Annotated in this window: 16 protein-coding genes; 11 read left to right on the top strand and 5 right to left on the bottom strand. The window is 56.0% G+C overall.

Annotation, left to right across the window (positions count from 1 at the left end; translation table 11 throughout):
* Positions 1-30: 30 nt before the first annotated feature.
* The 3 genes from VN114_RS05485 to VN114_RS05475 all read right to left on the bottom strand — a co-directional run bounded on the left by VN114_RS05485 (position 31) and on the right by VN114_RS05475 (position 8,426).
* Positions 31-2,142 carry a response regulator gene (locus tag VN114_RS05485; protein WP_325512791.1) on the bottom strand — a complete coding sequence of 704 codons (2,112 nt, stop codon included), beginning with the start codon at positions 2,140-2,142 and terminating at the stop codon, positions 31-33.
* A complete protein-coding gene (locus VN114_RS05480) occupies positions 2,135-6,994 on the bottom strand; it encodes a trifunctional serine/threonine-protein kinase/ATP-binding protein/sensor histidine kinase (RefSeq protein WP_325512789.1) in 4,860 nt (1,619 codons plus the stop codon). The genes VN114_RS05485 and VN114_RS05480 overlap by 8 nt, the downstream gene beginning before the upstream one ends.
* A 769-nt stretch (positions 6,995-7,763) precedes the next feature.
* Entirely contained in the window at positions 7,764-8,426 is a 663-nt protein-coding gene (locus VN114_RS05475; protein ID WP_325512787.1) for an RluA family pseudouridine synthase, read from the bottom strand.
* 408 nt (positions 8,427-8,834) lie between these two features.
* On the opposite strand from VN114_RS05475, the gene VN114_RS05470 reads away from it, so the two are divergent.
* Positions 8,835-10,370, top strand: a complete 1,536-nt coding sequence (locus tag VN114_RS05470) for a response regulator (protein ID WP_325512785.1) — start codon at positions 8,835-8,837, stop codon at positions 10,368-10,370.
* Positions 10,371-10,429: 59 nt separating this feature from the next.
* Entirely contained in the window at positions 10,430-10,768 is a 339-nt protein-coding gene (locus tag VN114_RS05465) for a hypothetical protein (RefSeq protein WP_325512783.1), read from the top strand.
* Here VN114_RS05465 and VN114_RS05460 read toward each other — a convergent pair.
* Complete coding sequence (locus VN114_RS05460; protein ID WP_325512781.1) at positions 10,765-11,757, bottom strand: serine/threonine protein kinase; 993 nt, start codon at positions 11,755-11,757, stop codon at positions 10,765-10,767. The genes VN114_RS05465 and VN114_RS05460 overlap by 4 nt on opposite strands.
* 129 nt (positions 11,758-11,886) lie before the next feature.
* On the opposite strand from VN114_RS05460, the gene VN114_RS05455 reads away from it, so the two are divergent.
* Complete coding sequence (locus VN114_RS05455; RefSeq protein WP_325512779.1) at positions 11,887-12,585, top strand: UPF0149 family protein; 699 nt, start codon at positions 11,887-11,889, stop codon at positions 12,583-12,585.
* Between the two features lie 78 nt (positions 12,586-12,663).
* On the opposite strand, the gene orn is transcribed toward VN114_RS05455, so the two are convergent.
* Positions 12,664-13,251 carry an oligoribonuclease gene (gene orn, locus VN114_RS05450; protein ID WP_325512777.1) on the bottom strand — a complete coding sequence of 196 codons (588 nt, stop codon included), beginning with the start codon at positions 13,249-13,251 and terminating at the stop codon, positions 12,664-12,666.
* A 49-nt stretch (positions 13,252-13,300) separates the two neighbouring features.
* On the opposite strand from orn, the gene VN114_RS05445 reads away from it, so the two are divergent.
* The 8 genes from VN114_RS05445 to VN114_RS05410 all read left to right on the top strand — a co-directional run bounded on the left by VN114_RS05445 (position 13,301) and on the right by VN114_RS05410 (position 21,873).
* Positions 13,301-14,560, top strand: coding sequence for a M48 family metallopeptidase (locus tag VN114_RS05445; RefSeq protein ID WP_325512775.1), 1,260 nt, complete (start codon positions 13,301-13,303; stop codon positions 14,558-14,560).
* Positions 14,561-14,565: 5 nt separating this feature from the next.
* Positions 14,566-14,901 carry a 4a-hydroxytetrahydrobiopterin dehydratase gene (locus tag VN114_RS05440; RefSeq protein ID WP_325512773.1) on the top strand — a complete coding sequence of 112 codons (336 nt, stop codon included), beginning with the start codon at positions 14,566-14,568 and terminating at the stop codon, positions 14,899-14,901.
* 3 nt (positions 14,902-14,904) lie between these two features.
* Entirely contained in the window at positions 14,905-15,795 is an 891-nt protein-coding gene (gene rsgA, locus VN114_RS05435; RefSeq protein ID WP_325512771.1) for a ribosome small subunit-dependent GTPase A, read from the top strand.
* A 128-nt stretch (positions 15,796-15,923) separates the two neighbouring features.
* The gene (gene argF, locus VN114_RS05430; RefSeq protein WP_325512769.1) at positions 15,924-16,838 is read left to right on the top strand and encodes an ornithine carbamoyltransferase; all 915 of its coding nucleotides are present in this window, start codon (positions 15,924-15,926) and stop codon (positions 16,836-16,838) included.
* Between the two features lie 75 nt (positions 16,839-16,913).
* Complete coding sequence (argG, locus tag VN114_RS05425) at positions 16,914-18,254, top strand: argininosuccinate synthase (protein WP_325512767.1); 1,341 nt, start codon at positions 16,914-16,916, stop codon at positions 18,252-18,254.
* Positions 18,255-18,295: 41 nt separating this feature from the next.
* Entirely contained in the window at positions 18,296-18,610 is a 315-nt protein-coding gene (locus VN114_RS05420) for a pyrimidine/purine nucleoside phosphorylase (protein WP_325512765.1), read from the top strand.
* A 247-nt stretch (positions 18,611-18,857) separates the two neighbouring features.
* A complete protein-coding gene (locus VN114_RS05415) occupies positions 18,858-20,534 on the top strand; it encodes a hydantoinase/oxoprolinase family protein (protein WP_325512763.1) in 1,677 nt (558 codons plus the stop codon).
* 10 nt (positions 20,535-20,544) lie between these two features.
* Positions 20,545-21,873 carry a histone deacetylase gene (locus VN114_RS05410; protein WP_325512761.1) on the top strand — a complete coding sequence of 443 codons (1,329 nt, stop codon included), beginning with the start codon at positions 20,545-20,547 and terminating at the stop codon, positions 21,871-21,873.
* The last annotated feature ends 50 nt before the right edge of the window (positions 21,874-21,923 follow it).

Raw genomic sequence — 21,923 nt, 5'->3', positions numbered from 1 at the left:
CGATATGGCGCGCCAAAGCTTGGCAGCAAATCAACCGTGGGGGACGGACAATTCCTGCAGAATGCTGGCGAGGCGCTCCATTCTGAACGGTTTGACAAGAAAATAGTTCATGCCGGCGTCCATGCAGGTTTGTATATCCGACAACGAACCGGCCGCCGTCAGTGCGACGATCGGTAGCGCCGACGCTGGCGCCGGCAGGCAACGAATGGCACGCGTGGCGGCCAGGCCGTCCATTTCCGGCATGTGCATGTCCATCAGAATGACGTCGAAGGATTGATTTTGTACGGCCAGCACGGCTTCATAACCGTTCTGTGCAATCTGCACGGTATGCCCGGATTTTTTCAGCAGCGCGACGGCGACTTTCTGATTGATCTGGTTGTCTTCGGCCAGCAGGATATGCAATGCCCGCGCGGCAAGCGGCACGGTTGCCGTCATGTTCCGCACCGGCTCGCCCGCAGACGGTTGTGTAAAAGACAGTTCAAACCAGAAGCAACTGCCGACGCCAAGCGTGCTGTCGACACCGATACGGCCACCCTGCAATTCGACGATTTTTTTGCAGATCGACAAGCCAAGCCCGGTGCCGCCGAAACGACGCGAAATCGAACTGTCGGCCTGCGAAAAAGACTGAAACAGACGTATCTGCGCTTCCGGCGCAATGCCAATGCCGGTATCGGATACCGAAAAACGCAGTGTTGCTCCGTGCTTGTCAGATACGAGCGATTCGATCTTCAGCGAGACGCTGCCTTTTTCCGTGAACTTCAACGCGTTGCTGACCAGATTCAACAGTACCTGGCGCAAACGGCCGGCATCGCCGACCAGTGTAGGCGCCACATCGTCACGACAATCGAGATGAAACGACAACGCGGCATTCTGCGTGCGTGACGCCATCAGACTGACAACGCTATCGACCGTTTTTCGCAGATCGAATTCGGCTGACTCGAATTGCAGATTGCCGGATTCCAGTTTGGAGAAATCCAGAATGTCGTTGAGGATGGTCAGCAATGCTTCCGCCGAATACTGCGCGGTTTCCAGATGTTCACGCTGTCCCGGATGCGTGGCTTCAGCCAGGGCAAGCTGCATCATGCCCAGCATACCGTTCATCGGCGTGCGAATTTCATGACTCATCACGGCGAGAAATTCGGATTTGGTGCGATTCGCCAGTTCCGCTTCCTCTTTTGCCTGCAACAAATCGCGCGTGCGATCGACGACCTGGGTTTCCAGATCGATGCTGAATTTTTTCAGCGATTCATACAGTTGCACATTCGCGAGTCCGGCAGCGATGTTCGTGCACAGCACGTCGAGCAAGCGATGCTCCAGTTCGGACAACATGCGCTGCAACGGAATCCGCACGACATATTCGCCAGTACCATTCAGCGGCCGGATATATAAATTCGCATGCTCGTGATCGCTGGTATGACGGCCGGCATTCAGTGCCGCTTCGGCGGCGCCAGCCATTTTTTCATCCAGACGATCGGATGCGCCGATTGCCGCCACCAGTTCTAGCACCTCATTGCCCGGCATGCGTCGCACGACCAAGCCGCCTGCCGGCTGGCGCAGCAACCCGTTCACCTGTTGCAGCACCTGCACGGCAAATGCCTGTTCGGAAACCGCCTGCAGCAATACACCGGCGGCACTGACTACTTCCTGCAGGCCGTTGCGCGATTTTTCAATGGCGACAATATCGTCATGCGAACGCAATGCGGAAACGATGCAGGTCAGCAGCTTCTGTCGCGTCAATTCCGTTTTCGATTTGTAATCATTGATGTCGTAATCGATGACGACGTCGCGTTCCGGCGCCTGCCCCGGTTGGCCGGTACGCAGCACGATACGCAAGCGACTGTTCTCCATCTGCTCGCGAATGTGACGCACCAGTTGCAGGCCGGCGTCGTCGGTTTCCATCACGACGTCGAGCAGAATCACGGCGATGTCGGGATCCGCGGCCAGCATGTCACGCGCCTCCACCGCAGAATATGCGTGCAGGAACTCCAGAGGCCGTCCCTTGAATCTGACGTCGATCAGCGCAACCGCCGTGACCTGATGCACTTCCTCTTCATCGTCGGCGATCAGGATTTTCCACGGCAGATTGCCTGCGCTGATCGACAGCGCATCCTTTTCCGGTGCGAATGAAAAATCGTCAAACATCGTGGACTTCGTTTGCGTCATTCGCAATCTGCCCGTCATCCAAAGTCACGACCGGATTACGCGGGAAGCGCACGATGAATGTGGTGCCAACACCGACCTGACTCTCGACCGTAATCTGTCCCTGCAACGGCCCGGTGACCAGATTGTGAATGATGTTCAAGCCAAGTCCGCTGCCGCCACGTCCGCGCATCGTGGTGAAGAAAGGATCGAAGATTTTTGCCAGATTTTCCTGCGGAATACCGTTGCCGTTGTCGGAAAAGCGCAGCTCGACCAGATCGGTATCTTTTCCTTCTGCATAGACGCTGCGCACCACGATCAGCATGTCGCCATGGCCATCTTCCGGGAAAGCATGCAGCATCGCATTCATGACGAAATTGGTGATGACTTGCGACAGCGCGCCCGGATAGGTATCGACTTCCAGCGTTTCGTCGCAATTGACGGTCATGCTGTGTTCTGAACGGCGCAGCATCGGTCCCAGATTGGACAGTACTTCGTCGATATAGCCTTTCAGACGGAAGGTGCGGCGCTCTTCGCTGGTCTGATCGACGGCAACATCCTTGAAGCTCTGGATCAGCGTTGCCGCACGCTCCATGTTTGCCAGCAACAGCTTGCTGATCGTCCCCGCAGTTCCCACATAAGCCTCGAGATCGGAGCGTTTCATTGCGCCGGTCTGGAACAGGGATTTGAGCCGCGCCGTTTCTTCCGCCAACGTCGATGCGCCGGTCACGCCAACGCCGACCGGCGTGTTGATCTCATGCGCGACACCTGCCACCAATTGTCCGAGCGATGCCAGCTTGGCAGATTCGACCAACTGCTTTTGTGTGCGACGCAGCGAAGTCAGCGTATCGCGCAGTTCCGTATTCTTTTGACTCAACGCCTGCGTGCGCGCCTCGATCTTCTGTTCAAGGTCGTTATAAAGTCCGGCGTTTTCCAGCGAAATGGCGATCTGTGTCGACAGAATCTGCAGCAGCTCGGCGTGCTGTGATGTAAATGCATCGACTGCCAGATTGTTTTCCAGATAAAGAATGCCGACCAGCTGGCCCTGTTTCTGCAACGGCAGGCACAGAATGGATTTCGGCCGCTCCTCTTCGATGTAGGGATCGTTGTTGAACTGGCTGTCGCCGGCAGCGTCGCCGAGTACGACTTTTTCTCCGGTACGCTTGACGTAATTGACGACCGCAAGACTGATGCCCGTGCTTTTTTCCAGTGACCGGCGTTGCTGCAACTCGATCGTATCGCCGTTGATTGCTGCCTGCACATACAGGCGTCCCTGTTCGACCAGAAGCAGCGCGCCTTTCTGCGCACCGGCATTTTCGATGACCAGATTCATCAGTCGTGCGAGCAGTTTGTCGAGATGGATTTCCCCCGACAACATTTGCGAAGCACGAATAACGGTTTGTACATCGACCTGCGAATCGCCTGTATCGGCAGCCGCTCCGCGACGACCGGCGCATTTGCGTGCGATCACGCGGGCTAGCATGTCGGGATACATTTCCTCCAGCTGCTGCGCTTTCGCGGACGCGCCCCACTCTTCATATTTGGCGTGCGCCTGTTCCAGATGCATGCGCGCATTGATTTCGCGCCCCTGGTTAAGATAAAAGCGACCGTTCAGTTCATGCGCAAGCGCTTCATCGTTGACGAAACCGTGATTACGCGCGCCCTTGATTGCCAGTTCGTAAAAGCGTTCTGCCTTGCGGTTGTTGCCGGCAATGCGGCAACGTTCCGCCTCGACCAGTTGCCACTTGTGCAGATAATTCATCGGCGCATGATCGGCCCAAGGCCGGAAGCGACGCTGCATCGTGCGCACAGCAGCAAGCACGGGCGCGGTGTCGACACCTTTTGCACGACACAATGCCAGCGCCGACAATGAATGCACCCACATCAGAAAACCGGACGACGGCGTGCCGAAATCGAATCCCGGCAAAGCCAGCGCTTCTTCCGCATGCCGGCGTGCCTCGTCGAATTCGCCGAAATAATATTCACCGATTGACTGTATTGTGCGCACATAGAAGACGCCCCACGGATCAGCCACATTCTTGCGCGCCATCGCGTAGTCTTCCTGGTCGCGTCCCTGCGTGATATCGGCAATCGACTCACCAACGAGTCGCGAAAAAAGCAGTCCCCATGGCACCATGACGCCCAGCAGCGCGGCGTAATCCATCTTGCGATAGACGTCGATATCCTTGCGAATGGCGACCAGCGCCTCGCGCACATTGCCACCCGACTGGAACCGGATCGCATCCGAGAACGACAGTGCCACCATCGCTCCCGGACGATCGCCGGTTTCCATCGCCCTGACGTAGGTATCCAGCAACGGTTCCAGTGACAAACGCAGATGCTCGCGACGATGACGGATGATGCCGTGAAAAATGCCGACTGCGCCCAGCAACGGCTTGTTGCCGCCGAGTTGCGACGCCACCTTGCCGAACTTGTAGCCGTCTTCCGCTTCGCCCAGTTTGCCGGCCAGCGTGCGTCCCCAGACTGCGTATGCGTAGGCGCTGAATGGCGACGAACCGTAATGGATGGAACGCCGCACGATTTCCAGGGCAACCCACAATACGATGTTCGATCCCGCCAGATAAGTGAAGCCGTAGCCGAGGAAGGCCATCGTTGCCTGGACCTGCAGCAGAAAAGCCGGATCGGTCGCCGGCGGCAGATTCGCCAGTTCAAGCGGATCGCGGCCGCGCATCGCCGCCTTCAATTTCAGGCGCGCCAGCAGAATGTGTTTTTCGCTCAGATTTTCCGGCACCTTGATACCGGAAATCTCCAGCATCTCGACACCCGTCTTCATCAGCTCCTGCGGCTTGTATATCGCGCCGTAGCAGCGGATCAGATAATCCTTCGCTGCAATGATCTCGTTAGGCGTTGCACTGTTGTCGCAGACGATCTGGCACAGCCGTTCCATGTCGCGATAATCGGCTCGTGCGAAGGCCGCGTTGATCAGCTCCATGTACAGCTCGTGCATGAAAGTCTGCTTCTCGCGCCAGTCTTCAACACTGCCGCATTCGCGTGCGATTTCAGTGCACTCGCGATGCACGTCGAACGCGGCGGATTGACGCGCACGCCTTGCCGCCTTCAAATTCAGTTCGGCCAGTTCGTCTCTTTCATATTGCCGCGTCAGCAGCATGCGTCCCTGATTCAGGTGATCGACGATATCGAAGATGAATTCTTCCTGTTCCGCGGGTGTCAGACTGCTCAGCAGCAGACGTCCGATCTGCAGATGGATTGCGTCGGTTTCCTGTTTCGAAATGCCTTCATAGGCCGCCTGCTGCACACGATCGTGCTGAAATTGATAGGCATGTACGAGGCCCGTCGATGAGGCGATACGCGCTTCCGCCGGCTGAATCAGGCCGGTCTGCATCGCATCGTGCAACAGCGCCTGAATTTCCTGTCCGGATTTTTCGCTGACGATGCTGAGCGTATGCACATCGAAGCGGCTGCCGATACAGGCGGCGATCGTCAGCAGGCGCTGTACCATCTGCGGCAGGCGATGCAACTCGCGTGTCAACAGATCGACGACGTTATCGGTAATGTCCGCAGCCTCGATTCGTCCGATATCCCATTGCCAGCGCCCGTTTTCAAAAGACAGTAAATCGGAAGCGTGCAGGCTCTTGAGAAACTGATTGATGAAAAACGGATTGCCCAGCGTCTTGCGGAAGGCGAGACGCGCCAGCGGCAGCACATCGACCTCGTCACGCTTGAGCGTATCGGCCACCAGTTCGTTGATGCTGTCTTTCGATAACGGACTGATTTCGATCGTCGTCACTTCCGAATCCTTGCGGATCTGTTCAAGCATCATGCCAAGTGGATGCGTGACATCGACTTCGTTGTCGCGATAAGCGCCGATCAGCAGCAGGCAGGGATCGTCGAGGTTCTTCAGCATCGTGATCAGCTTCAGCGATGCCGCATCGGCCCATTGCAAATCGTCAAGGAACAAAACGATCGGATGGCCGGAATGCGTGAACACGCTGACGAAATTCAGCATCACATAGTTGAAGCTGTTGCGCGTCGCACCGAGTGCCTGTACCTTCGGCTGCCTACCGATGATGAATTCCAGCTCGGGAATCACGTCGATGATCAATTGTCCATTCGGGCCCAGCGCCTTGCGCAGTTTGCTGCGCCACTGGGCAATCCGGCTTTCGCTTTCGGTCAGAATCTGACGCATCAGTTCACGGAAAGCCTGGTTGAACGCCGAATACGGAATCGTGTGGCGGAACTGATCGAACTTTCCGGAGACGAAGTAGCCGCCCTGCGCCACTACCGTTTTGTGCATTTCATTGACCAGCGACGATTTTCCGGTACCGGCATATCCGGTCACGAGCAACAGTTCGGCATTGCCGGCAGCGACGTTCTTGAATGCCTGAAGCAGGCGCGCATACTCGCTGTCGCGACCGTACAGCTTGTGCGATATCTGCAGGCGATCGCAGACATCGTTGTGTGCCAACGGAAACGGTTCGATCACGCCGGTTTGCGAAAGTGAAACACGGCACCATTCGATGTCGCTCAACAAGCCGTCGAGACTTTGATAACGGTCTTCCGCATTCTTTGCCAGCAGCTTGAGCACAATGCCGTCGAGCGCTTCCGGCACGACGGCATTGTGCCGGCTTGGCGGCGCCGGCTTCTTCGCGATGTGACTGTGCACGAGTTCCATCACGCTGTCCGATTCGAACGGCAGATGACCGCTCAGTAATTCGTACATGACGATGCCGAGCGAATAATAGTCGCTGCGATAGTCGACCTGCCGGTTCATGCGGCCCGTCTGCTCCGGCGAGGTGTAGGTCAGCGGCACGGTTGCATCGTTGCGGAATTCAATGCTGCCGTCCTGCAGCAATCGCAAATTGGCCAGACACACGGCCTGATGGAGATCAGTTTGTCGATGCACATCCTGTAAGCCGCGGATCAGCGCAATGAACAATGTCAATGCACCAGTTAAATCATAGGAAGCGGGGACAGCACGCAGCGATCCGGGATGCAATGCCGAATCGTCGGATGTCGCGACTAACAGACGGAAAAACATCGCTCGGTGCAAACTTGTTTTTGCCAGATTCGACTGCCTCGCCGGCGTCCAGTCCGATCGTAGTGGAAGTTTGATTTGAGACTCCGGTTTATCGCAATGCAGTGCAAAAACGTGTTGTTTCACACAAAATTATTGCGGTTAATAATAGGCTATCGCCGAAGACTTCCGCCGCCCGCGTAATATAGCTCGAAACTGCTGTCGGACGGCAATGATGCATCGTTAAATAACATTCAACCAATTTGACAATCACTTGGCGCAGGAAGTCATTCCTGCCAACGAAATTGCCACACGTGCCTCGCAGCGCGTCATCCTGAAGAAGAATTGGACGACGACGCACAAACACCTTCGGTGATAACGTCTCACCATGGCACAGCCTGCCCGCGCATCGTCCGCTTGGTGGCATCAACCGTGCGCCCAAAATTATTATGATGCGATCTCAATGTTCCGCGCCGGGGTCCGACCGGCTGGAGATTGGAGCCAGTCATTTGTTCAGTTCAAGGAATCACGGAACAGGATGGCGTTGATTCATGGCGGACCTCGTTCCTTCCTGCATTTTTTCCGATTTGACAAAGCCGTGTGCCACAATCTTCGTCGCACTCATCGGCTAAAACGGACAATTGCTTTTCCCCGAAAATCTTTTCCCGCTAACCGGATGATCAAACGTCACATCCATCGCATGTAACTGAAGCCTTTCGGCCATTTGTTGACTTTCGAATGTGCCATAGAGATCGCATCCCACAATAGGATGGCCTATACCGGCGCTGTGAATTCTCAATTGATGGGTGCGTCCAGTACTTGGCGTGAAAAGAACGCGAGTTGTCTCGGTCTGTCTATCGAGAACCTGAAAATGACTGTTGGCAGCCTTCCCGGTTTCAAAACAGACTTTCATCTTGGGAAAATTGACCGCATCTTTGGCGACCGGGAGCTCGATATTGCCATTGTCTGCATCGACACAACCAGCCAGTACCGCCTGGTAAGTCTTGACCACGGTACGTGCCTGAAATTGGCGATTGATATTTGCTGCTACCGCTTTATTGAGTGCAACAATCAATATGCCTGATGTACCAAAATCGAGTCGATGCAACAGCAACGCTGTCGGAAATTGCTGTACTAGACGGTAATGCACCGAATCCAGATTGAGTGGATTCTTGCCCGACAGGGACAACAATCCGCTCGGTTTATCGATCAGTAGCAATGCCTCATCCTGATAAAGGATGTTGATGTCCTCGACACAGGGCGGCGCTACAAAGTTAGTACCAGCAGTCATGATTATCAATCGTGCATTGATCCGATCAATCCTCGGCAAAGGACCTGCACATTAACATTGAACCGCGAGCAAATTTCTCGCAGTTTAGGTTGATCGACAATCCCTTTACCCACATCCGCAACGCTGTCACGCTCGGCACGAAAAGTAATCACCGGCGCGTGCTACCACCAGCCGTGGAAACTTAATAGAAAATACGGTCTGAATTGCTGCCCGTACTGTTCTGACATATCCCGTTTTTGTTTCTGTTTTTTCCGGCGTTATCGCATTATTTTTTCTCGGACAGCGCCCGCAAGAGTACATGAAGCAATGTATTTTTGGCAAGACGGCAGATATCGATTCAATTGCCCGATGCTTTGATATATTCTTCAAAACGCGTCGACCAGACGATGCACACACTTCCGGGATGTCATGTCTTTACACCACGCCTTTCTTTCCAAAATGCCGACTACCGCACAACGGGCACGCATCATGCGGCGACGCCGGCTGGCACAGGCACAGGATGGATTACCGGATAGCGTCCTGCTCGATAATCTGCAACGCACAATCAATACGCAACTGAACGGCATCATCGGCGTGCTGGAAATGATTCGGCAGCATGAACTGGCCGCAGACCAGCGCGAACTGATCGGGTTGGCGCAGCGTAGCGCCAACGCCTTGCTGTCGCATGCCGGTCAGCTCCTTGAGACGACCGACGACAGTAGCGATCAGACCACGCTTGTCGGCGGCTCGCTGCCCGATATTCGTGCGCTGATCGTGATGCCGGATCTTGCGCTGCGAACGCAGATCGAAAAAGAATTGACCCGCTACGGCATGCGCGTCGCCGGTTTCGAACGCGCCGACGCCGCATTGACCGCCCTTGAGCAGGCTGCATCCTCCGGCGATCCGTACCGTATCGCATTGCTCGATCAGGAAATTCATGGCATCGACGGCGAAACGCTTGGCACCGCCATCGGCACGACGCCAACCTATCGCGACACATTGATTGTGCTCGCCAGCAATGAACACAATCGCCATGATGCAGAACGACTCGCATTGGCCGGGTTTTCCGCATGGTTGCCGAAACCCGTTTCCAAACCGATGCTGATCGATACGCTGACGCTGCTGTGCAGTTGCATCGTCAAGAAAGACGCACCGCGTTTCGTTTGTGCCGGCGTACGTGTGACACGGGAACAGGTCATGCCGGAAACAGCCGACTCCTTTGCCGAAGCGCATGTCCTCGTCGTCGATGACAACCCTGTCAATCTGGAAGTCGCCGAACGCATGCTGACGCGTTTTGGCTGTCTCGTCGATACAGCGTCCGGCGGCGAGCAGGCTTTGCAAATGGCAGAAACGCAGCGCTACGATCTGATCCTGATGGATTGCCAGATGCCCGGCATGGACGGCTATCAGGCCACAGCGATGTTGCGTGCGGCCGAAGGCGGCCTGAAGCACACGCCGATTGTCGGCTGGTCTTCGCGCACCAGCCGCAACGAACGCGATACCTGTCTTGCCATCGGCATGGACGATTTCATTTCAAAACCGATGCGCATTCGCGCGCTGAACGATATCCTGGTGCGTTGGCTGCAGCACACCAACATGGCAGAAACGCCGCAGGCGGATGATGAACTCGACGCGACGCAACAGATGTTCGGTGAAGACTTTCCTGAACTCGCCCATTTGTTTCTCGCCGACAGTCCGAAGCGTCTTGGCGCGTTGCGCGACGCGGTAGAAGGAAACGATGCCATTGCCATTACCAAGCTGGCACATGTTCTGTGCGGCAGTTCCGCCTCGATCGGCGCGACGTTATTGGCAGCGCTATGCCGCGAACTGGAAGTCTCCGCGAGGAATGGCGCGCCCAGTGAAGCACGCCCGCGGCTGAACGCCATTGAATTTGAATATGCACGTATCGATGCAAGACTGTCCGGCATGCTGCAATCCGCCAGTCATCTGCCGCCCGTGCGCTGATACAAAGCAAAGAAAAGAAAAACACACTACAACCGTTACATCAACGCGCGAAAAAAGAAATGAACCAGATTCCGGAATCAAAAAAGAACCATTTGTGGCGCAAGACCATCTGGCACACCGATCCCGAAATTTCTCCTCTGGGTCCGCACCATTCTGTGGAAGTCTATTGCTGCGAAGAGTCGAACGGCTACGCAGTCTGGTATGCCCGTCGCCTAGCCAAGGACGACACACGCAACAGCAGCGGCGCCGACAATGGCGATTACCTGCTGGCGTATTTCGGCAAGAATGCGCGCGATGAGGCCATCGAGCGCGCCGTCATGATCGCCAACAGCGATGCGTCAGTCGACAAGGTGATTGCCGCCATTGATGTATTGGCGAAAACTGCGCAGAAAATCTAGACCGGCCATAGTGGCGCTTCGTCCATCAGCGACACCTGCTCACGCAATTCCAGAATCCGGTCCTGCCAGTAACGCTGCGTGTTGAACCACGGGAAGGCAACAGGAAAGGCCGGATCTTCCCAGCGCCGCGCCAGCCATGCCGAGTAATGAATCAGACGCAAGGTGCGTAGCGCTTCGATCAGATACAGTTCGCGCGGATCGAACTCGGCAAAATCCTCGTAACCGGCGAGCAGATCCGACAACTGTCGTACCTGTTCGCTGCGTTCGCCCGACAACAGCATCCACAAATCCTGAATCGCCGGCCCTGTGCGACTGTCGTCGAAATCGACAAAGTGCGGTCCTGCATCGGTCCACAACACATTGCCGCAATGGCAGTCGCCATGCAGTCGCAACCCGTGTACGTCGCCTGCACGCTCGTAACAGCGCCGCACACCATCCAGCGCCTGGGTTGTCACGCTGCGCCAGGCATCGAGCAGATCCCGCGGAATGAAATCGTTATCCAGAAGATAGGCACGCGGCTCTTCGCCAAACGTGTCGATATTCAACGCCGGTCGGTGCACGAATGGCTGCAACGCACCCACGGCATGAATCCGTCCGATGAAGCGACCCAGCCACTCCAGCGTTGCAGGATCGCCCAGCTCCGGCGCCCGGCCGCCATGTCGCTCGAACACCGCAAAACGAAATCCGGCAAACGTGTGCAGGCTTGCACCGTTTGCCAATGTCGTGGCCGGCACCACGGGAATCTCCTGCGCCACCAGCTCGTTGACGAATGCGTGTTCTTCCAGAATCGCTTCATCGCTCCAGCGACCGGGACGATAGAACTTGGCAACCAGCGGCGGACCGTCTTCGATGCCGACCTGATAAACGCGATTCTCGTAACTGTTCAACGCAAGCAGGCGACCGTCGCTGTAGAGGCCGACGCTTTCCAGCGCGTCGAGCACGCAATCCGGCGTTAATGCGGAAAAGGACAATTGTTCGGAAGAATTCATGGCATCCATTGTACGGCGCGGCCCCCGCGGTGCGACGAATACTTTCCGGCAGTCATCTGCACGAATTCACCGGAACCTGCTGGTACACTGTCGCCTCCGCGTACGTTCCGCATTTCAGCCCAACTCATCATGCATCTCGACCAGCCTCTCTCCGACAAGGAATTCGACGAACTCGACAAGTTCCTCCTCTCCGACCGTACTGCCGACGATTGCATGGCGATGGATTCGCTGCACGGTTATCTGACCGCGCTGGTCATCGGGCCTGAAGAAGTGCCGCTGGCCGAATGGTTGCCGCAAATCTGGGGCGCCGATAAAGAGGCGATCCCCACATTCAAGAACGACAAGGAATACGAACGCATCGTCGGCCTGATCGCGCGCTTCATGAATGAGATCGCCATTACGCTGGAAGTCGCACCGAAAGAATACGAACCGCTGTTCTGTGAACACGAATGGGAAGGCAAGCCCGTTCTTGACGGTGAAGCGTGGGCCTGGGGCTTCAACGAAGGCATGAACTTGCGCGCCGACGCGTGGGAGCCGATTTACGAATCGAACATCGCCCCGCTGATGCGACCGATCTATCTGCTCGGCGCAGAAGAAATCGAGGAAGAGGAACTGGTGCTGGTCGACAATCCGGTCAAGGCGCATAAACTGACCATCGAGATCGAATCAGCGATTCCGGAAATCCACAAGTTCTGGCTGCCGCGTCGTCAATCTGCAGTAAAAACCGTGCAGCGCGAAGAACCGAAGATCGGCCGCAACGATCCGTGTGCATGCGGCAGTGGCAAGAAGTACAAGAAATGCTGCGGCAGCGAATCGCCTGAAGACTGAGCCCCTCAGGAATTTGATCTGTAATGGAAAAAGCGCTCACAGGGAGCGCTTTTCATTTTCCGAGCATAAGCAACCGCGTCACTCCTTGATGAAATGTTCGCGGTAATAACGCAGCTCTTCGATCGATTCGATGATGTCGGCCAGCGCCGTATGCTTCTGATGCTTCTTGAAGCCGTTCGCCAGTTCCGGCTTCCAGCGTTTGCACAGTTCTTTCAACGTCGAGACATCCAGATTGCGGTAATGGAAGAATGCTTCCAGCTTAGGCATGCCGCGCGCCATGAAGCGGCGATCCTGACAAATCGTGTTGCCGCACATCGGCGACTTGCCATTCGGCACGTATTTTTTCAGAAACTCGATCAGCACTGTTTCAGCCTCGGCTTCGGTCACCGTCGATGCCTTGACGCGCTCGATCAGTCCCGAACGGCCGTGCGTTCCCTTGTTCCAGGCATCCATGCCATCAAGCACCTCGTCCGACTGATGAATTGCCAGCACCGGACCTTCGCCGATGATATTCAGTTCGGAATCGGTCACGACGACGGCGACTTCGATAATGCGGTCGCTGTCCGGATTGAGTCCGGTCATTTCCATGTCGACCCAGACCAGATTGAACTCATTGGGACGCGCCGGTGCTGCAGACGGTGACGTTTGTTCGGTAGCTTGTGACATAATTGTTTTCCTAAAACTGCGCAATTCGCCATTTTCTCACAGGAAAAGAATGTCATCACTCACGTTTACCGTTTTGTTCATTGGCTTTCTGGTCATTTCGCTGATTGTCCGCTTCTGGCTTGCATCGCGCCACATACGCCACATCATGGCGCACAGCGCCGCCGTACCTGAACAATTCGCCGGGAAGATTCCGCTTGATGCACATCGTCGTGCAGCCGCCTATACGATCGCGAAAACCAAGTTTTCTCTGCTCGTTCACCTGTTGAATGCGGTCGTGCTGATCGGATTCACGCTGATGGGCGGTCTGCAATGGCTGTCAGTGCAAGCGCTTGATATTTTCGGCACTGGTTATCGCTATCAATTGGCGCTGGTGCTGGGATTCGCCCTGATTTCGGGCCTGATCGAACTGCCGCTCGACTATTTCCGCCAGTTCGTCCTCGAACAACGTTTCGGTTTCAACCGCATGACGCCGACGCTGTTCTTCACCGATCTGGCAAAAAGCTCGGCGCTGTCGCTGGCGCTCGGTCTCGGTCTGGTCTGGATCGTTTTGATCCTGATGGACAAATCCGGTGACCTGTGGTGGCTGTACGCATGGATCGTCTGGTGCGTGTTCCAGTTGTCGATGCTGGTGCTGGTGCCGTTGTTCATTGCGCCGTTGTTCAACAAATTCAAGCCGCTGGAAGATGAAAGCCTGCGCACGCGCATCGAGAACCTGATGGCTCGCGTCGGTTTTTCCGCCAGCGGTCTGTTCGTGATGGATGGCTCGCGTCGCAGTGCGCACGGCAATGCGTATTTTTCCGGTTTCGGCGCAGCCAAGCGCATCGTCTTCTTCGACACGCTGCTGGAGCGCCTGGCGCCGCATGAAATCGAGGCGGTTCTGGCACACGAACTCGGCCACTTCAAACTCAAGCACATCGTCAAGCGTATCGTGCTGATGTTTGCGGCTTCACTCGCCTTCCTCGCATTGCTCGGTTACCTGAAAACGCAAACCTGGTTCTTTACCGGACTGGGTGTCGAGCCGATGATGAGCGCAAGCAACGATGCGATGGCGCTGATTCTCTTTGCGCTGGTGCTGCCGGTGTTCTCGTTCCTGTTGTCGCCGATCACCTCGATCGGTTCGCGCAAGCACGAATTCGAGGCCGATGCGTTTGCTGCAAAGCACACCAATTCACAGGATCTCGTCTCGGCGCTGGTCAAGCTGTATGAAGATAACGCCTCGACCCTGACGCCCGATCCGCTGCATTCGGCTTTTTACGATTCGCATCCGCCGGCAGCGGTTCGCATCAACCGCTTGCTGGCGGCAACCTGACCGCCATGAATGCCGCCGATCTGCTGCAACGGAAATGCGCGCCGCAACACACGGCACTTTCTGCATCAGAGATCGCCGGCTATCTGCCTGCCGTTCCGGACTGGAACGTGCAGGACGGCAGGCTTGTCAGGCAATTCCGTTTTGAAAACTATTACAGGACACTGGCCTTCGTGAATGCGGTCGCTTATATCGCACATACCGAAGACCATCATCCCGAACTGACCGTCACCTACAACACATGCACGATCAGATACGACACACATTCGGCAAAAGGGCTGTCGCCCAACGATTTCATTTGCGCAGCAAAGGTCGATGCAGTCCTTATGCAATCGCCTGCCTGATCGATGAGTGATCTGAACGGCACCGTCATCGCCGCACACGGACGTCACTATCTGGTCGAAGCCGGAACGGAAAAACTGCAATGCGTCACGCGCGGCAAGAAGAGCGACGTCGCGGTCGGCGATTCCGTCAAGTTGCAACGCACCTCCGCCAATCAGGCCGTCATCGAAGCGATCGATGAACGCAATACGCTGCTCTATCGCTCCGACCAATACAAGTCGAAACTGCTGGCCGCCAACGTTACGCAACTCTTCATCGTGGTGGCGACCGAGCCAGGATTCACCGACGATCTGGTATCGCGCGCGCTGGTTGCTGCCGAGGCGGCCGGCGTCACGGTACGCATCATCCTGAACAAGATCGACGTCGAAGAATCGCTGGAAAAAACCCGCCAGCGCGTTGCACTGTACGCAGGCATCGGCTATCCGGTCATCGAAGTCAGCGCACGCGCCTATCCCGATGCCACCCGCGACACGTTGATACCTTTGCTGCAAGGCCAGTCGTCCATTCTGATCGGCCAGTCTGGCATGGGCAAATCGTCGATCATCAATCTGATCGTGCCGGATGCGGACATCGCCGTGCGCGAAATTTCCGAAGCACTGGATACCGGCAAGCACACCACGACCTTCACGCGGCTGTATTTCATCGACGAACAAACCGCGATCATCGATTCGCCCGGCTTTCAGGAGTTTGGTCTGTATCACCTGACCGAAGGCATGCTGGAACGCGCCTTTCCGGAATTCCGCCCGCATCTCGGTCATTGCAAGTTTTATAACTGCCATCACATCAACGAGCCGGATTGCGCGATTCGCACTGCCGTCCAGACCGGCGAAATCAACCCGATGCGCCACGCGCTGTATCTTCAGTTGCTCCACGAATCGTCGCAAAAGCTTTACTGACGAAGCACCGCTGCCGTACGTCCCATTCGGGCCGAGCGGTGGAAACGTGGCTTTTGGGTGAAAATCCCTTATAATTGAAGACGTTAGAACAACCGGCGGCAGGCGCCAACCTAGCCGCCGTTTTCATTATGGCAATCAAACATTTTCTGCAGTTTTCCGATCTGACACTGGACGAGTTCGAGTACATCATCGAACGCACCCGCGTCATCAAGCGAAAATTCAAGAATTACGAACCGCACCACCCGCTGGCCGATCGCACGCTGGTGATGGTGTTCGAAAAAAATTCCACCCGTACCCGCCTGTCGTTCGAAGCCGGCATGCACCAGCTCGGCGGCGCGGCGATCTACCTGAATACACGCGACAGCCAGCTCGGCCGCGGCGAACCGGTGGAAGATGCGGCGCAAGTCATGTCCCGCATGTGCGACATCATCATGATCCGCACTTTCGGTCAGGACATCATCGAGCGCTTCGCTGCCAACTCCCGCGTGCCGGTGATCAATGGCCTGACCAACGAACATCATCCCTGCCAGGTGCTGGCCGACGTCTTCACCTACATCGAGCAGCGTGGTTCGATCAAGGGCAAGACGGTTGCCTGGATCGGCGACGCCAACAACATGTTGTACTCATGGTTGCAGGCAGCAGAAGTCTTCGACTTCCACGTTCAGGTATCCACACCGCGCGGTTACGATATCGATCCGTCGCTGGTTGCACCAGGCAACACGCACTACACCGTGCATGCGTCGCCATCCGATGCCTGCGCCGGCGCCGATCTGGTAACGACAGACGTCTGGACCAGCATGGGCTTCGAGGAAGAAAATGCAGCGCGCCTGCAGGCATTCGACGGCTGGATCGTCGATACCGCCAAGATGAAACGTGCACAGCCGGATGCGTTGTTCATGCACTGCCTGCCCGCACATCGCGGCGAAGAAGTCTCGGCGGAGGTCATCGACGGTCCGCAATCGGTTGTATGGGACGAAGCAGAAAACCGCCTGCACGTGCAAAAAGCACTGCTCGAATATCTGGTCCTCGGCAAACTCAGTTAATCACCTCGTCAATCATTCATGCAGCCGGCTGTGTCCGGCCCATCCTCAACATCTTTCACGCACGTCAAGCACACCATGTCGACAATTCTTCAATCCGTTCCCGTCAATCAAAAAGTAGGTATCGCATTTTCCGGCGGTCTCGATACCAGCGCAGCGTTGCACTGGATGCGTCAGAAAGGCGCGATTCCATACGCCTATACCGCCAACCTCGGTCAGCCTGACGAAACGGATTACGACGCGATTCCGCAAAAAGCAAAAGCGTACGGCGCTGAATTGGCACGCCTGATTGATTGTCGCGAACAACTGGCAGCCGAAGGGATCGCTGCATTGCAAAGCGGCGCGTTCCACATCTCGACCGCAGGCGTCACTTACTTCAATACCACGCCGCTCGGTCGCGCAGTCACCGGCACGATGCTGGTCGCCGCGATGAAGGAAGACAACGTCGACATCTGGGGTGACGGCTCGACCTTTAAAGGCAACGACATCGAGCGCTTCTATCGCTACGGTCTGCTGATGAATCCGGCGCTGCGCATCTACAAACCGTGGCTGGACGACACCTTCATCAACGAACTCGGCGGCCGCAAGGAAATGTCCGAATTCCTGATCAAGTCCGGCTTCGACTACAAGATGTCGGTGGAAAAAGCGTACTCGACCGATTCCAACATGCTGGGCGCCACGCACGAAGCAAAAGATCTGGAAGAACTCAGCAGCGGCATGAAGATCGTGCAACCGATCATGGGCGTGGCATTCTGGCGCGACGATGTCGAAGTCAAGCGTGAAGAAGTCACCGTGCGTTTCGAAGAAGGCGTACCGGTTGCACTGAACGGCGTCCCGTATCCAAACATGGTCGACCTGATCATGGAAGCCAACCGCATTGGCGGCCGTCACGGCCTCGGCATGAGCGACCAGATCGAAAACCGCATCATCGAGGCAAAAAGCCGCGGCATTTATGAAGCACCGGGCCTGGCATTGCTGTTCATCGCCTACGAACGCCTGGTCACCGGCATTCACAACGAAGACACAATCGAACAATACCGCGATAGCGGTCGCAAACTGGGGCGCCTGTTGTATCAAGGCCGCTGGTTCGATCCGCAGGCGATCATGTTGCGTGAGGCCGCCCAACGCTGGGTCGCACGCGCGATCACCGGCGAAGTCACGATTGAACTGCGTCGTGGCAACGACTACTCGATCCTGAACACCGAATCAGCCAACCTGACCTACGCGCCGGAACGTCTGTCGATGGAAAAAGTGGAAGATGCCCCATTCTCGCCACAGGATCGTATCGGTCAACTGACGATGCGCAATCTGGACATCACTGACACACGTCAGAAACTCGGCATCTACAGCAAGGTCGGTCTGCTGGCCGGCAACTCGTCAGTCGCCTTGCCGCGTATCGAAAAAGACAACAACAAGTAACGCATTATTTTTTCACTATTCGCCATTCCATAAAAAACATCATGACTACTCAATTCGATAACGTTTCCGTCGTCAAAAAAGCCAACCTGTATTTCGATGGCAAGTGCGTGTCCCACACCGTACTGTTTGCCGATGGCACCAAGAAAACCATCGGCGTGATTTTTCCATCCACGTTGAAATTCAACACCGGCGCTGCGGAAATCATGGAATTGAACGCAGGTAAATGCCGCATCAAGCTGGCTGGTGCAACGGACTGGCAAACCTATGAAGGCGGTCAAAAGTTCGACGTGCCTGCCAATTCGAGTTTCGATATCGAAACGGTTGAAACACTCGACTACGTTTGCCATTTCGTCTGATCGATTTGCATCAATGCGTGATCAGTAAAAAGCCCGGACAGCCGGGCTTTTTCATTGCTGATGACCATGTTGAATGTACCGGCAGGCAATCATTTCATTGGCATGCGATTGCGTATGGACTGACCAATCCGCGATCCACCATAATGGTGATATTGAACGACGATGTCATCCGCCGGTTTGAATCCATCCACCCTGCACGTCTGTTCGCAAGTCACAAACTCGCACTCTTCTACACGGAAAGAAAAGCATGATCCTTGGCATTGATGTGGGCGGCACGCATACCGATTCGGTATTGATGCAAAACCGCAAAATCATCCGCAAGTCTAAAGTCCTGACCGACAAGAACGATATTCTCGGTTGCGTCATGCACGCGACCGACGCCGTCGTGACGGCAGACGACATCAAACAGTTGAAGCGCATCGTGCTCAGCACGACGATTTCCACCAACGCGGTCGCGCAGAATCAACTTGATCCAGTCGGCTTGATCGTGATGAACGGTCCGGGCGTTGCACCGAAAGATTTGCCGCTCGCCGACAAGGCGCATTTCATCGCCGGCTACATGAACCATCGCGGTATCGAAGCCGAAGCGATCGATGATGACGAACTGGCCGCGTTGAAAGCGCAATTCAGCGCCGACAAGATCGACAATCTCGCCGTGATCGGAAAATTCTCGACGCGCAATCCCGTGCATGAGCAGGAAGTCGGCGCATTCTTCGATGGTCAGACCGCGCATGTATCGCTCGGTCATCATCAATCGGGCGTACTGAATTTTCCTCGTCGCATTGCGACCACGTATCTGAATGCCGCGATTGCGCGCCTGCACAGCCGCATGATCGATCAACTGGAAAGCTATCTGAAAAAGCTCGGCGTCGATGTCCCGCTGCTCATCCTGAAAGCGGACGGCGGCACCATCGGCGTGCAGCAATCGCGTCAGTATCCGGTGCAGACGATTCTGTCCGGCCCTGCTGCGACCATCATGGGCGTCTTGCCTTTCGTATCGTCGGCACAGGATTCCGTCTCGATCGACGTCGGCGGCACGACCACCGATATCGCATTGTTCGCCAACGGCGCGCCATTGCTGGAACCGAAAGGCGTCGAGATCGAAGGCCACAAGACCTTGATCCGCGGCCTGCTCACGCATTCGATGGCACTCGGTGGCGACAGCCATGTGCAAGTCGTCAACGGCGCGTTGCAGATCGGCCCTGAACGCAAGGGCTCGGCAATGGCTTTCGACGGACCAGCACCGACGCCGACCGATGCATTGATCGTGCTGGGACTCGCCACTATCGGCGACAAGGCCAAGGCACTGAAGGCGATGGAAGATCTTGCTGCCACGTTGAAGCAAACACCGCAACAGGTTGCGCAGGCCGTCGTCGACAGCATGTGCGCCAGCATTGCCGCCAAAGTCACGCAGATGGTCAGCGAAGTCAACAGCAAGCCGGTCTATACGATCCACGAACTGCTCGAAGGTAAGACGCTGAATCCGCAGCAATTGATCGCCGTCGGCGGACCGGCACCGTATCTGGCCAAGCAAGTCGGCGAATTGCTGCAGTTGCCAGCCGTCGTGCCTGAAAATTCAGACGTCATCAATGCGACCGGTGCAGCGATGGCGCGTACCACGGTCGAACTGAATCTGCTGGCCGACACCGAATCGCAGCAGCTGACCTTTGCCGAAGATGGCCGCAAGATCAGGATTTCTTCGCGCGCAACGGTCGACGATGTGGTTGCCGCAGGTCAGGAACGCCTGCTGGAAATCGCCAAGGCAGCCGGTGCACGCGACGAGGATCTGGAAGTCGAAGTGGCCGACTGCCAATCGTTCAACGTAATTCACGGTTATTCGACCACTGGCAAGAACATTCGCGTCCGGCTGCAGATCAAGCCCGGACTGATCAAGCACGAACCAACGCAACACGAACAAGTTTGAGAGGTGCATCGTGACAAATAACGTGAAGAACAAAACAGGATTGGTATTTTTCCCGGCATTCGATTACGCGATCTCGCCGACGCATCCGGAGCGTGAAGAACGCCTGTTGTACACGCAGGATCAGGTGTTCGAAGAAGGCCTGCTCGACTTCGACAACATCAAGGAATTCAAACCCGGCCTCGCGACTGCGGAAGACATCCAGCGCGTGCATTTCTGCGTGCCCGGCATCGACAAGATCGTGCACGCCTCGCACCTGATCGCAGTCGGCGGCTGCATCACCGCAGCCGACAAGGTCATGACGAAAGAAGTCGACAACGCCTTTGCGCTGGTGCGTCCTTGCGGCCACCACTCTTTCCGTGTCGTGCACGGCAGCCGCGGCTTCTGCACGCTGAACATGGAAGCGATCATGGTCGAGTACATCCGTCACAAGTACGGCGTGAAGAAGATCGCGATCGTCGACACCGACTGTCATCACGGCGACGGTTCGCAGGACATCTTCTGGCACGATCCGAACACGCTGTTCATCTCGATGCATCAGGACGGCCGCACGCTGTATCCGGGCTCCGGCTTTCCGAGCGAACTGGGCGGACCGAACGCGTTCGGCATGACGATCAACCTGCCGATGCCGCCGGACACCTGCGAAGAAGGTTTCCTCTACGTGCTGGACGAAATCGTGATGCCGATTCTGGATGAGTTCAAACCCGACCTGATCATCAATTCGGCCGGACAGGACAATCACTATTCCGACCCGATCACCAACATGAAATTCACTGCGCACGGTTACGCGGTACTGAATCAGCGCCTGAAGCCGGACCTCGCCGTGCTGGAAGGGGGCTACTCGATTGAAACCGCCCTGCCCTACATCAACACCGGCATCATTCTGGCGATGGCCGGCATGGACTTCAGCCATATCAAGGAGCCGGATTACGACGCGGAAGACCAGAAGCAACCCGCTGCCATTGGCGCTTATCTGGAAAAGCTGAAGGACGCCACGTTCCATCACTGGAACAACCGCGAGACGCTGCGCGAACAGGTTTATCCGAAACAGGATTTCTATCACCGTACCGACGAAGTGTTTTACGACACGGCCGGCATCCGGGAAACCATCAACGAAACGGTACGTTCGTGTCCCGATTGCGGCGGCACCGTCGTGATCGACTCGCGTTGCGACGATACGCGTAGCCACATCCTGGCAGTGCAGATTCCTCGCTATGCATGCGAACCATGCCGCAAATACGGTGAAGAAGTTTTCGCAAAAACCGAAATCGGACGCGCCGTTGAACGCTACACGCAGGTCTTTTTGCAGGACAAGGATAACGATCGTTACCTGTCGAAGTAGCCTGCCTATCCTGCCATCTTCGAATACGTTCGATGAAACGCTGCAGATGG

This window comes from Oxalicibacterium sp. (assembly GCF_035565035.1).
Taxonomy (GTDB): Bacteria; Pseudomonadota; Gammaproteobacteria; order Burkholderiales; family Burkholderiaceae_D; genus Oxalicibacterium.
The sequence above is the reverse complement of the archived record's forward strand: the minus strand, read 5'-3'. Positions and strand labels throughout refer to the sequence as shown.